Raw genomic sequence first — 12,852 nt, 5'->3', positions numbered from 1 at the left:
ACATCTTGTTGTTAGTAGTATCTTAATCTATATATTACTTATTGCTTACTTATAACTCTTGGGTGATAATATTATGCCAATCAGCGACCTAGCAAAAAAAATTGAAACTCATGCCGGAAAAGATAGAGCATGTGAAAATATAGAAACTGGTAATCATCTGGAAATAGGGCTTTCTACTGGCTTATCGAGAACAAAGGATAGATCAAAATTAAAAAAACATAATATAAATGCCGTAAAATTGATAGATGACATTATCGCACTACATAATGATCCAAAAGGAAATAAATTACTTTGGAATGATAATTGGCAGGATAAAATCACTGATCGGGATTTGGCAACTATATTTAAGGCAATTGATGAAATTGTTTCTGAATTCGGTGGTATTGAATCCTATCAAGAAATCGTTGGGGTAAATCCTTATGATCCTACTGAGCCAGTTTGTGGTTTATCCGCCCAGAATATATTTAAATTGATGACTGAGGGGGAACATGCTGTTGATCCAGTAAAAGCGGCCCAGACAGGAAAAATAGATGGCAATGAATTTGCTGAAAGAGTTGATCAGCTCAGTAGTGCAAAAAATTATGTTGCATTGGTTAATGATCGTCGACTGGGGCATATGTTTTTAATTGATATCCCATCCAATGACCAGGAAACCGTGGGATATATCTATCAATCAGATTTGGGAGAAGGGGCATTGCCTCCTCTTAGAATAGCAGATTGGTTAAATTCCAGAGGAAAAGATCGCGTTAATCTTAATAAATTAAAAATATTATTAAGTCATAAGCTTAATCTATTATCTGACGATGAAAAGAGAGCGTTAATTTCAGAGACGCTTGACATACATAAAGATGTATCTAATATTAAATTAGATAGAATGAAGAGAGATCAAGGCGTGGACATTTATTTAACCGAATACGATGTTAATGATTTTTATGAAAATATTGAAACATTGAAATCTAAACTTGATAACGATACTTGATAATTATGATAGAAAGTTTAGTAAACCAGAGTGAATTGTATTATTCAAATATTTATATTAGGATTGCGAAAATAATATTAGGTAAATCAAAATCTTAGATGTAATAAATTTAACCAATACAGTGGAGTGGGCCTATTAATGTTAAAACATGCTAATCCTCAAACAATATCCACACAACGTACTAGAAATAGTGCTATGCAATCGCCATTACCCAGTTCTTCTGGTGAACATCTTGAGCTTTCAAATAATAAGAGTGAATCTAGGGAAGGTTATAAGAGCAGACAAACTAAAGGATTGAAGCAATTTCTTGCGGATAGAAGCCTTAATAAGGGATATATTTCCCCGTTGAGGAATAAAGGGTTATTGGTGGGGAGTGAAGAGGCGTCAATTAACGTGCCCGTCGTGGCCCATCGTTATGACAGTAATCGAGAACTTACACAGGCAATGCCTTTGAGAAATAACTCTTCCCGTGAAGAAAATCCTTTTCATGATGTTGTAATGGGATTTCTTGGTGATCAAGTGACATCATCAGAATCGGGTTCAGGAGCGATAGGAGTACATTGGGGAAAAAATACGCTGGACCCTAATATTACCGGTATTAATGTGGTGAATGGCGCATCGGGAACCGTGGGGATTAGAATTGCTTTGAAGGATATTCAGGCGGGGCATCCGGTTATTGTTACGTCTGGCGCATTGAGCGGTTGTACTATGGTATATGCCGTGAAGGGGGGCTATTTCTTTGCTTATCATACGGGGCAGAGACCCGGTGATAATGAATGGAAAACAGGCCGGCAGGGGGTTGCTGCTACTTATGAGAGTCATAAAGCCCTTTCACCGGACAGCGAACCGATGACGGTTGGCGAACAGAATAACGATCTGGTGAATATATTTGCAAAGTATGATCAAAGTGTTATTACCTATATGGGCAAACCGGGCGTGGTGATTGATAATACGGCAGAGAATGTTGGCGTTTTTAATTATGACGAGAAGAAGCCTGAAAAACCTGCTATTAGGGCTGGCTATAGTTATGCTCTGTTGGCCAGGGATGATAAAGGAAAGATGAATGTTAAAGTATTGTCGGAAGATGCTACTGTTTCACCCGGCAAGAAAGGTAACACTATTGAGGTCATTAATTCACTTAAGAAACGGTTGTTATAATATCGTAGGTTTGTTTAATAGCCGCTGTATTTTAAATTAATTCTTTTATTTATCCAATAATATTCTTTACTATCTGATTTGTCAGAAATTGATTGATTTATTTTGTAGATCAACAAAAAGCGTGGCAATATTTTTAGCATAAAATAATGATATCAGGTATTGTAAATTTAGCCATTATAGAGAGCGTAGAAATGTACAAGAATGATATTCGCGAAAAAGTAGTTACATCTGGTAAAAGCAAAACATCGAATGAAGGATTGTTGGATGCATTACATTTGGAATTACCTGATGTAAAAGCAGTTATGTCAGCTTATAAGAAACAGATTCCTGAATTTGGTGATTTTAATAGAAAAACGCAATTAATTCTCAATGCTTCGAAAGAGTTTGGGCAATTGAAACTTGCAAAGCAGCGTAAATTTTCTAAACCGGGTTTAAAAAGGGATGGTGTTTCTGATGGAAGTTTTGTTTATTCAAAAAAATCTCTGCAAGATTTCGCCGCTCATGCAGGATATGTGCATAATGGCGATTATGATGATGAATTTGTCAATTTTAAGGATAATGATAGAAATTTAGCGGATGGAAGATTATTTCCGGGTATTGGCCTGATTAAACGTCCGAAATTATCAATAGTAAAAGATAAAGAAGCATGGAAAATGCAACAAAGTGACGAGGCCGAAGCTTATAAGGTTACTGATATTGAAGCCTTTATTTCAGGGATAAGAGAGATGTATGGTGAGGAAAATCCTTTGCATCCTGTAGTAGAATCTTTGATCAGAAATCATATTATTAATAATCACTATGTATTACCGACGATGGCGGGTATTGCTGGTTTGCATGCGGAGGTACAAGCACTAAATAATTTATTAACTTTAGGAGATGAAAGGGAAGGGAAAACTGTTGGAAGTCGGAAAATAGGGGAATATATGCGGGATATATTGCAATCATCTATCTTTACTCAGCGGTTAACAACAAAACAAGCTGGAGATGATTTTGCCGCTTGCCATAACTGTTCGGGGATACTGTCATCGCCAGTGAATGTTATTACAGGAAAAGTGGAAAGTGCAGGAAGTAGTTTTTCATCAACATTGTCTCGATATAAAAAATCGCAGGAATCACCAATATAAAATAATCTGCTATACCCAATGGATTTCAAGATGCATCGCGACGGCAAGGGAACGAATCCCTGGGAGCATAGATAACAATGTGACCGGGGTGAGTGAGTACAGCCTACTCCTTAGGCAAGGAGTGTCTTTGTGTCATGAGACTATTTATAGATAGATTTGTAAAAATAAAATAAAGTGAGGTGATTTATGGAGGCATCTGAGGATTGTCAGTAAATATTATTGTAAACGATATGGTTGCTATGAGTTCATTTATTAGTTGAACCCTCGTGGTTATAAGGATTTTATCTTTGAAAAGGTAGAGGTGATTATTATGTATGACTCGAAAAAAAAGAATGGTGAACCAACAACAAAGAAGAAATTTGAAAGAAGTAATTATAGTCAATGGGATGACAGTATTAACCACTATGAAGACATGAATCGTGTCAGAATAAAAAATAGAAATGATATATTGACCACTATTGATTATTTTGGTGAAAAAGAGAAGAGAATGCATACATTTGAATACCAGTCGGATATTAAACATGATACTAATTTTAATAATAAAAATAAGTCATTGTTTGAGTCTTTCGCTGCATCATTTGTCTTACAAAATCCATATTTTTTTCAGGTGTAATAGATGAATTATCAAAAAAATTATTCAATATAATATCTAAAATCGATGAAAAAGATAATTTCCAAAAAAAACTGTACGATTTCATTAAAAAAGATACGAGTCCAGAGGGCCAATTCGGCAGATTTACTCTAGGTAAAAATGAAATCTTAGATGTATTGCAAGTAAAATCGGATACTCCTCAATTATTTGTTAAAAAAATGCTATTAATAAAGTCTTTGGGAGCTTTTATTATTGATTTTTCCTCAAAAGATATTGGAAATTATGATTTTATCTTTGATGGAAAAGGGAGAGAAGTAAATGATATAATAGAAAAAAACAGACCAACTAATCTTTTTAAAGTTAGAGGAAGGAGCAATATTAAGAGCAGCCAACATCGTTCAGATATAGGTATTTTAGATACTCCAACCTTTGATAGTCTTACGGAAGAGCAAAAATCATTTTTAACCATTCCTGAACTTACAAAACGTAGACCACTATTTAGAACATTTACACATGAATTGGATGCTGAGGATAAAAGGGTTGTAGAGTCAGTGTTTGTTAACAGAACCTTTGATTGTGATTCTCCATTAATAGGATCCGTATCTGGTAGTACATCTTGTGTTTTAGTTGCTGCTGATATTTTATTCCCTGATATGACTATGGTGGAAAGGAAGAAATTAGCAATAGCAACCTTTGCATTTTTAGTTGGTGGAGGATACCATTCAGCAACTGAGGTGTTTGATGTTGCCTATCCTGGATTAGATTTGAATAAAGAAATAGAAGAGTTGATTGAGAATAACCCGATCCAAGAAAATGCTGGTGTGGCTACCTTACGGCAGCTTATCGGAAACAGCGGTTTTTAAGGACAATGATAGTGTTGCGTATATACCCAATGGATTTCAAGATGCATCGCGACGGCAAGGGTGCGAATCCCCGGGAGCATAGATAACTCTGTGACCGGGGTGAGTGAGTGCAGCCAACAAAGAAGCAACTTGAAAGATGACGGGTATATACCCAGGCCCTATATTGCAGTTGTGGCTTTCTATGATTAAGAAATAAAACTCTGTAAGCGTCGTAGGATTATCAATAATCTGATTCAGCCTCCCATACAAGAGAGGCTGAATTAATATCGCTTTATTGGTGAGTAGGCGTCTATAACACCAGATCCAGGATGATGACGCCACATAAGCCAATCGCCCATGCAATAGTGGTTGGTATTGACCAAACGATCATCTGTTGTTTGGCATCTTTGATTCCCATCATACGGTTAACGACCCAGAATAGGCTGTCATTAAAATAACCGAAGAATAACGAGCCCATTGTTGCTGCTTGTGCGGCAACCAGCATGTTGATCCCCGGAATTTGACTAATAATTGGCGCGGAAATAGAAGCGGCGGTAATCATTGCCACAGTGCCGGAACCTTGAATTAAGCGAACCAGTGTCGCGATGATAAATGGAATCAATACCGGAGTTAGGGGGAGGTTGGCTATATATTGCGCCATAATGGTGCCGGTGCCACTTTCACGCAGTACCGCGCCTAACGCACCGCCTGCTCCTGTCACCAGTAAAATAATACCGGCAGCCTGTAAACCCTCTTCCAGACGATCAATCACTTCATGTTTATTGACTTTTGGCATCAAGGTATAAACCGCCAACAATACACTGATGGCTAAGGCAATAACCGGTGCGCCAAGGAAATCAAATGTCTGGAAATAGAAGTTGTTTTCTTGTCCGGTAAAGGTTTTAGTGTTTAATAGCAGTCCATTAATGGCTTTAATGAAGATCAAAACGATAGGGACAACAATCGGCAAGAGGGAGAGAAGTAGGCTCGGTAGTGGTTTGTTCGCCTTTTCTTCCATGTAGCGTTGGTGGATTGTTTGTAGATCTTGCGCTTCTTCTGCTTCATCAATGGGTTGAAATTCAGGGTATTTTACCGCTAACCATTTGGCATAAAATACAATGCCAATAACGCAAGGCACCGCCAGAACCATACCGGTTAACATCATGGCGCCGACATCTACGCCAAAAATACCGGCAACCCCCAGCGGCCCCGGTGTTGGCGGAACAGTGTGGTGGGTAACAACCAATCCGCCGGCCAGCGCCACGCCAAGTGTTAGAAGATGACGTTTTCCCTTTTTCGCGAGTGCCTTTGCCAGTGGGTAGAGAATAACAAAGGCAGAGTCGACAAAAATTGGAATACTGACAATATAGCCGGTGATCGCTAATGCCCACTCTTCGCGTTTTTTACCTAACCATTTGATAAAGCTGTAGGCTATCTGTTCCGCGGCGCCGGAAACTTCCAGCACTCGTCCCATCATGACCCCCAGACCGATAACAATGCCGATACTGCCCAGTGTGGAGCCAAAACCTTTAGTTATAACATCAATGGTATTTGCTGCGGTTAAGCCGCCAGATAACCCGGCGATCGCCGCTGCGATGAGCATTGCTAATAAAGCGTGAACACGGGTACGTAACACCAAAAAGATCAGTGTAAATACAGCTACACCCAGACCAATGACCGGAATGTAGTGTTCCATAATTAGCCTCCAGTTTGGGACAGGTTATTGGTGATAAAAGCACGGATTGCATCACTGAAAGTATTATCAGCATGGAAACCCAATGATAAGCCACGGCTGATATCGAAGCGACCCGGCCAACTGGCGACAATACGGTTAATGTTTTCGTCTGGTTCGAAACGGATGAGTTCCACTGTTTTCTGCCCGGCAACTTCTGCCAGTGCGTCAATCATGCCCTGAACCGTGATACTCATACCCGGTAAATTAACTGTACGGGAAAGACCGAATTTTTCCGCCGGAATTTGAACCGCATGGATAAAGTTGCGGATCACGGTTTCAGGGCTGGAAAGCCATAAAGTAAGATCGCAGGAAACTGGGCAGACGCTGCTTTTTCCGCGCAGAGGTTCACGGATGATAGCACTGGCAAAAGAGGATGCCGCTTTGTTTGGTTTCCCGGGACGGATACTGATTGTCGGTAGACGAAGAACTCGGCCATCGACATATCCTTTGCGGGAGTAGTCGTTAATCATCAATTCACACATGGCTTTCTGTGCGCCATAGGATGATTGAGGATTAATCGCGCATTGTTCTGTGATGGTTGCGGGTAATTCTCCGCCAAATACGGCCAAGGAGCTGGTGAAAATAAATTTCAATTGTGGATTTTTAACCCGAGCAACATTTAATAAGTTGCGCGTAACATCAAAGTTAACTTGCAGGCCGAGATCAAAATCGCTTTCAGCATGACTACTGACAATGGCGGCGAGATGGAATAATATCGCACTGTTTTCATCAATCAGCTTTTCCGCAGCTCCTGATTGAGTTAAATCCAGTGCCAGACATTGGACGCGCGGATCATTAACCGGTGATACAGGACATTGAATATCGGTCAATATAAGTTGGTCGAAATTTAATGTTTGAGGGTTGTTTAGTAAAGCGCTGGCGAGTTGCTGACCCAGAAAACCGGCTCCACCAGTGATGATTACTTTCATTGCGACTCTCCTTGTTTAATAGCTTTGGTTATATATACCCGTCATCTTTCAAGTTGCCTCTTTGTTGGCTGCACTCTCTCACCCCGGTCACATAGTTATCTATGCTCCCGGGGATTCGCTCCCTTGCCGCCGCGATGCATCTTGAAATCTTTAGGGTATACCCGTTATCTTTCAAGTTGCCTCTTTGTTGGCTGCACTCACTCCGGTCACATAGTGACTTATGCTCCCGGGGATTCGCTCCCTTGCCGTCGCGATGCATCTTGAAATCCATAGGGTATATCCTTATACGCTGACGGTATGTAATATCAGATTGTGTTCTCGTAATTGTTGCTGCACTTTCGGTGGAAGCTGGCTGTCACAGACAATATCATCCAAATTTGAAAGCGGGCAGACGCGAAACATGCCGTATTTGCCATATTTACTGCTATCAGACACCAAAACACGTCGGCGGGAGATTTCCAATACTGCTTGTTTGACTAAAACTTTTTCTTCATGCGGCGTGGAGACGCCATGTTCCAGATCCCATGAGCTGGTGCTAATAAAGGCAATATCCACATTTAAGTTGCGAAGCAACATAGCGGCGATAGGGCCAACACAGGAATGATTTCTCTTATCTACCTGTCCCCCGGTGTGGAACAGATTTAATTGGGGTTTGTTCATCAGGTATTGGGTAATGGAAAAATCGTTCGTGATGATAGTGAGGTTAAAACGCTCAGCCAGAACCCTGGCGATTTCAAACGTGGTGGTGCCGGCGTCAAGATAGACCACTTGTCCATCTTCAACCATAGATACCGCGTAGTGACCAATTTCCCGCTTATGACGATGATTAAGCCGGGCTTTTTCATTCCAGGGCAATTCCTGACGTAAAACATCACTAAGTTGCACGCCGCCACTGACGCTAACGACCTTTCCTTCCTCCTCCAGAGTGTGAATATCCCGCCGTACTGTCATATGTGAGACATTCATCAGTTTAACCAGTGCACTGATGGAAATTGTCTGATATTCATGTACGTAACGATAAATAAAGTCTCTACGCTCTGATGGAAGCATATTTTCTCCTGATTATTTCTGTACTTTGGTCAACCAATTCAGACCATCTTCTGTGTGACCAGCGGGGTGATATTCACAGCCCAACCACCCTTGATAGCCCATTTCTTCCAGTTTATTAAATAGCCAAGGATAGTTCACCTCGCCGATATCCGGTTCGTGGCGTTCGGGCACGGAGGCAATCTGGATGTGACTGAATTTACCCCATAGACGCTCAATGGTGCGGAGCAAATCTCCTTCCATAATCTGGCAGTGATAAAGATCTAGCTGGATAAAAACATTTTGACGGTCAATTGCTTTGAGTAATGTTTCAGCCTGATGTTGAGTCGTCAGAAAATAACCTGGCATATCACGAGTATTAATCGGTTCAATTAATACGTTGATGTTATGTTCTGCCATTACATCAGCGGCATGCTGAATGTTGCTGATATAACACTCGCGTTGTTGTATCAGAAATTGGGCATCCAGTTTTCCTGCCATCGCATGAGTTTGCTTGCAGTTCAGCGCCAGTGCATATTTCAGTGCTGTTTGTACACCTTCGGCAAATTCTTTTTCACGACCAGGAATAGAGGCGATCCCTCTTTCTCCCGCAGCCCAGTTTCCGGCGGGCATGTTGAACAGAACTTGGGTTAATTGATGCTGTTTTAATAGGGCAGCCAGTTCTTCCGCTGCCACTTCATAAGGAAACAGATATTCAACGCCTTTAAATCCAGCTTTGGCTGCACGGGCAAAACGTTCTGTGAAAGGTACGTCGTTGAACATCATGCTCAAGTTTGCCGCAAATTTAGCCATGATGAATTCCTTGTTTGTTTACTCAGTTCTTGGGGTAACGAGTTTCAAGTTCTTGTACTTGCTCTTCATTTAATGTGGTGAAGCCATGTGGCAGTAACGTTAAATAGAGCCGTGCGGTATCTTCCAATTCCTCTGCATTGAAAAAAGCTTGCCGTAAAGTTTTGCCGCCGACAACAGGTCCGTGGTTGGATAGCAGGATTGCGTTGTGTTTTGCGGCCAGCTTCGCAATTTCCTTGCCGATTCTTTCATCTCCTGGTGGTAGATATTTGACCAGAGGCAGTTTTCCAACTCGCATCACATAGTAGGGCGTAATGGGTGGCAAACAGTTGTTTTTATCCAGATTGGATAGGCAGGAAAGGGCGGTTAACCAAGGGGAATGTAGATGGACCACCGCATGGCATTCGGGGCGGTTGCGATACATTGCCAAGTGCATGGAAACTTCTTTGGTGGGTTTGTCGCCGGATAGCCAGTTACCTTCGGCATCCAGCTTACTCAGTCGGTCGGCTTTCAAGTCGCCAAAACTGGAGTTGGTCGGCGTGATGATAATCGCGCCATCTTCGAGTTTGGCACTGATGTTACCTGCGCCGCCACTGCTATAACCCCGGTAGAACATTGAGCGAGCCCATTCGACTAATTCTATCCGTAGTGCTTGTTCACTCATGAAACATCTCCTGTACATGCAGGAAGAAATCAATATCGCCGAAGTTGCCTGATTTTAATGCCAGCCAATAATTGTGTTGTCGATTGTGTACCCAAGGTACGCCAGGGGTAATTGGCGCGCCAATATTGAACTGTTTGATGTCCAGACTTTGTACTATCTTACCGGCGGTTTCGCCGCCTGCGACAATAAAGGTGTTGAATCCGAGCTGACACAGGCTTTTTACAACATTAGCGAAGGTGTTTTCTATTGCTTCACTGGCAGTAGCAGCGCCATATTGTTGTTGGATTTCCTGTAATGTTTCAGGGGGTTGAGTTGTGTATAGCATGGGTGCCAGATGGCTTTGGGATTGCTGAATAACCCAAGCAACCAGTTTTTCGGCATATTGTGGGTCTTTGATGCATGAATCAATATTCAGGGCCTTAGTAGGGGCCAGTTTCTGGTACAGGGCAACTTGTTGGTTGGTCATGGCGGAACAACTGCCGGAAAGGATCACAGTACGTCTATTCTCGGCGGATGGGGTTGCCCCTGCTACTTGGCATGGCATTAATGGCTTACCGGTGTCTGTGCTGGCAAGGGCAGCGCCAAGGCCGGAACCCCCAGTGATTAATTTCAGTTCTGTTGCCGCTCTGGCAATAGGCAGCAGGTCATTCATAGAGAGGGTATCTGTTACCGCGTAACGTATGTTTTGTTGTTGTAAATGATTTATCCGTTCGCGGATTGCCTGTTCTCCCTGGTGTACACATGCCAGATCCACCAGATCTGCTTTCCCCTGAGCCTGTTGTTCCATCAGGCGTAGTAGATTGGCGTCTGTCATTGGTGTTACGGGATGGTGCCGCATGCCGCTTTCATTAAGTAGTTGACCGTTAACGAATAGATGTCCATGTACAACTGTTCGCCCGTTAACCGGGAGGGCAGGAGAGATCAGCGTGATGTCTGCTTGTAGTTCATCCATTAGGGCGTCGGTGACTGGCCCAATATTGCCTTTACTGGTGGAGTCAAAAGTTGAGCAGTACTTGAAGAATATTTGCCGACAACCGGCTTGCTGACGTAACCAACGGCAGGATTTCACCGCGTTATTTACCGCTTCGTCTATCGGGCAGGAACGGCTTTTCAGGCTGATAACGATAGCATCAATATCCTGTGGAATAGCGGTATTTTCATCAGGCGTATTCAGTAGCTGGACGACTCGCCAGCCGCTTTGCACCATAAAACCGGCGATATCGGTTGCGCCGGTAAAATCATCGGCGATAACGCCCAATTTAATGGTCATTATTTTTTCTCCGGCAAAGTGATGCCTTTAAATGTTTTGATCACCGCGCTGTCATCCCATTGGCCGAAACCTTCGTTACTGGCGGCAAGGAACATTTGATGGGCAGCGGCTGATAATGGTAGTGGGAATTTCAGATCCTTACCTGTTTCTAATGCTAATCCCAGATCTTTGACAAAAATATCTACAGAGGATTTGGCGGTGTAATCTCCCGCCAGAATGTGGGGAACGCGGTTTTCAAACATCCAAGAGTTACCGGCGGCATGGGTTACAATATCGTACATCAATTCTAGGGAAATACCGGCTTTGGCTGCTAATGCCATACTTTCTGCGGCGGCTGCAATATGTATACCTGCAAGTAATTGATGGATTGTTTTAACGGTAGATCCTTGACCAATTTCATTTCCGACATGGTAAAGGTGTTCGGTGGTGGCATCAAATACGGGTTTTAGTTGTTCAAATAACGCCGGTTCGCCGGAAGCCATAACGGTAAGTTGGCCTTGTTCGGCTTTCAGTGCGCCACCTGAAATAGGCGCGTCCAGCATGTTGAGGTTGTATTGGTTAAGACGATGGGCAAAATCTTTAGCTTGTCCCGCGGCAACGGTACTGTGAAGCACAATGATCGTACCGGCTTTTAGTTGGCTGACCAGCGGTGTTTCGCCTTCGAACAGGATACTTTCTATTTGAGCGCCATTGACGACGACGAGTAGGATAGCATCCAGCTCTTGCGCCCAGTTTGCTGCGTTGTTTGTTGCTACTTTAGCGCCCGCTTGCAGAAGCTGGTCACAGGCTTTTGGATTTAAATCAAATCCATATGTGGGAATACCCGCGCGTATTAACGCGCGGGCAATTCCCATCCCCATAGCCCCCAATCCTATAATTCCTATTTTTTGTGTTGATTGGTTCATGATGGTTCCCTGGTGTTGTTGTTATAATTTGTTATCTTTTATAATTATTTCACACAAAATTTCACAAATACACGATGGTTATCACATTCGAACGCCTGCTGTTTGAAGATGGTTTTTATTTTAATTGTTTGATTTATATGGTTTATATTGGGTGGTTGTGGAATGTTAAGTTTCACATAATGGTGTGATAGAAAATAGGGTTGTGAGAACATTAAGGTGGGTAAGCGCGTTTAGTTGAATTTTTTTAGAGGTGTTAGTTAGCCTCTGGAGCTGTTTAAGAATAGGTAATTAAGAGGAATGCATAGGTAGACTGCTTTCGGAGGAAAAGAGCATATGAGATTTTAAATTAGGTCTGTTTGTAAGGCTTGAAAGACATCTTTGGTGGTGGGGGAAGGATTCGAACCTTCGAAGTCTGTGACGGCAGATTTACAGTCTGCTCCCTTTGGCCGCTCGGGAACCCCACCAGATTTTGAAAAGTACCGCTGTTGTTGACAGCGGACGGAATCATATCAGATGAAACGCTACTGTAAAGCATATATTGAAAAATAAGTGACTATGTGCTGATTTTCCAGCCTTATTGATCTTGTTATGAACAAGTAAGTGGTCTGTTTGTGGTGGTGGGGGAAGGATTACTCGTCACTGTGTTCCTCGCCCTGCGGGCCAACGCGTCGCAAGCGCCGCGTTGTTGTTTCGCTGCGCTCAACTCGAACCTTCAAAGTCTGTGACGGCAGATTTACTGTCTGTTCTCTTTGGCCGCTCGGGAACCCCTCCCGATTTTGAGAAGTATTACTGTTGTTAACAGCGGCCGGAATCACATC

Annotated in this window: 12 protein-coding genes, 1 tRNA gene and 1 other RNA gene; 5 read left to right on the top strand and 9 right to left on the bottom strand. The window is 42.4% G+C overall.

The window, feature by feature from the left end; all coding sequences use genetic code 11:
• Positions 1 to 73 precede the first annotated feature (73 nt).
• The 5 genes from Phpb_RS08180 (at position 74) to Phpb_RS08160 (ending at position 4,716) form a co-directional block, all read left to right on the top strand.
• On the top strand, positions 74 to 979 hold the full coding sequence (locus Phpb_RS08180) for a cycle-inhibiting factor (protein ID WP_065389914.1): 906 nt from the start codon (positions 74 to 76) through the stop codon (positions 977 to 979).
• 138 nt (positions 980 to 1,117) lie between these two features.
• On the top strand, positions 1,118 to 2,137 hold the full coding sequence (locus Phpb_RS08175; RefSeq protein WP_065389913.1) for a cytotoxic necrotizing factor Rho-activating domain-containing protein: 1,020 nt from the start codon (positions 1,118 to 1,120) through the stop codon (positions 2,135 to 2,137).
• A gap of 146 nt (positions 2,138 to 2,283) precedes the next feature.
• Entirely contained in the window at positions 2,284 to 3,261 is a 978-nt protein-coding gene (locus Phpb_RS08170; RefSeq protein ID WP_082302548.1) for a YwqJ-related putative deaminase, read from the top strand.
• Between the two features lie 310 nt (positions 3,262 to 3,571).
• On the top strand, positions 3,572 to 3,874 hold the full coding sequence (locus Phpb_RS08165; RefSeq protein ID WP_065389911.1) for a hypothetical protein: 303 nt from the start codon (positions 3,572 to 3,574) through the stop codon (positions 3,872 to 3,874).
• A 155-nt stretch (positions 3,875 to 4,029) separates the two neighbouring features.
• Complete coding sequence (locus Phpb_RS08160; RefSeq protein WP_065389910.1) at positions 4,030 to 4,716, top strand: hypothetical protein; 687 nt, start codon at positions 4,030 to 4,032, stop codon at positions 4,714 to 4,716.
• A 289-nt stretch (positions 4,717 to 5,005) separates the two neighbouring features.
• On the opposite strand, the gene Phpb_RS08155 is transcribed toward Phpb_RS08160, so the two are convergent.
• From Phpb_RS08155 to Phpb_RS08110, 9 genes are all read right to left on the bottom strand, one after another.
• Positions 5,006 to 6,391, bottom strand: coding sequence for a GntP family permease (locus Phpb_RS08155; RefSeq protein ID WP_065389909.1), 1,386 nt, complete (start codon positions 6,389 to 6,391; stop codon positions 5,006 to 5,008).
• Positions 6,392 to 6,393: 2 nt separating this feature from the next.
• Positions 6,394 to 7,359: a D-erythronate dehydrogenase gene (gene denD / locus Phpb_RS08150; protein WP_065389908.1), complete on the bottom strand. Its 966-nt coding sequence runs from the start codon at positions 7,357 to 7,359 to the stop codon at positions 6,394 to 6,396.
• 282 nt (positions 7,360 to 7,641) lie between these two features.
• Complete coding sequence (locus Phpb_RS08140) at positions 7,642 to 8,409, bottom strand: DeoR/GlpR family DNA-binding transcription regulator (RefSeq protein WP_065389906.1); 768 nt, start codon at positions 8,407 to 8,409, stop codon at positions 7,642 to 7,644.
• Between the two features lie 12 nt (positions 8,410 to 8,421).
• On the bottom strand, positions 8,422 to 9,198 hold the full coding sequence (otnI, locus tag Phpb_RS08135; RefSeq protein WP_065389905.1) for a 2-oxo-tetronate isomerase: 777 nt from the start codon (positions 9,196 to 9,198) through the stop codon (positions 8,422 to 8,424).
• Positions 9,199 to 9,220: 22 nt separating this feature from the next.
• The gene (gene otnC, locus Phpb_RS08130) at positions 9,221 to 9,859 is read right to left on the bottom strand and encodes a 3-oxo-tetronate 4-phosphate decarboxylase (protein WP_065389904.1); all 639 of its coding nucleotides are present in this window, start codon (positions 9,857 to 9,859) and stop codon (positions 9,221 to 9,223) included.
• The gene (gene otnK / locus Phpb_RS08125) at positions 9,852 to 11,129 is read right to left on the bottom strand and encodes a 3-oxo-tetronate kinase (protein WP_065389903.1); all 1,278 of its coding nucleotides are present in this window, start codon (positions 11,127 to 11,129) and stop codon (positions 9,852 to 9,854) included. Before otnK ends, otnC begins: the two co-directional genes overlap by 8 nt.
• On the bottom strand, positions 11,129 to 12,034 hold the full coding sequence (gene ltnD, locus Phpb_RS08120) for an L-threonate dehydrogenase (protein ID WP_065389902.1): 906 nt from the start codon (positions 12,032 to 12,034) through the stop codon (positions 11,129 to 11,131). Before ltnD ends, otnK begins: the two co-directional genes overlap by 1 nt.
• Positions 12,035 to 12,413: 379 nt before the next feature.
• A tRNA-Tyr gene (locus tag Phpb_RS08115) sits at positions 12,414 to 12,498 on the bottom strand.
• A gap of 148 nt (positions 12,499 to 12,646) precedes the next feature.
• A non-coding RNA gene (locus Phpb_RS08110) (RtT sRNA) lies at positions 12,647 to 12,774 on the bottom strand.
• Positions 12,775 to 12,852 lie beyond the last annotated feature (78 nt).

Source organism: Photorhabdus namnaonensis, from assembly GCF_001684335.1.
Taxonomy (GTDB): Bacteria; Pseudomonadota; Gammaproteobacteria; order Enterobacterales; family Enterobacteriaceae; genus Photorhabdus; species Photorhabdus namnaonensis.
The sequence above is the reverse complement of the archived record's forward strand: the minus strand, read 5'-3'. Positions and strand labels throughout refer to the sequence as shown.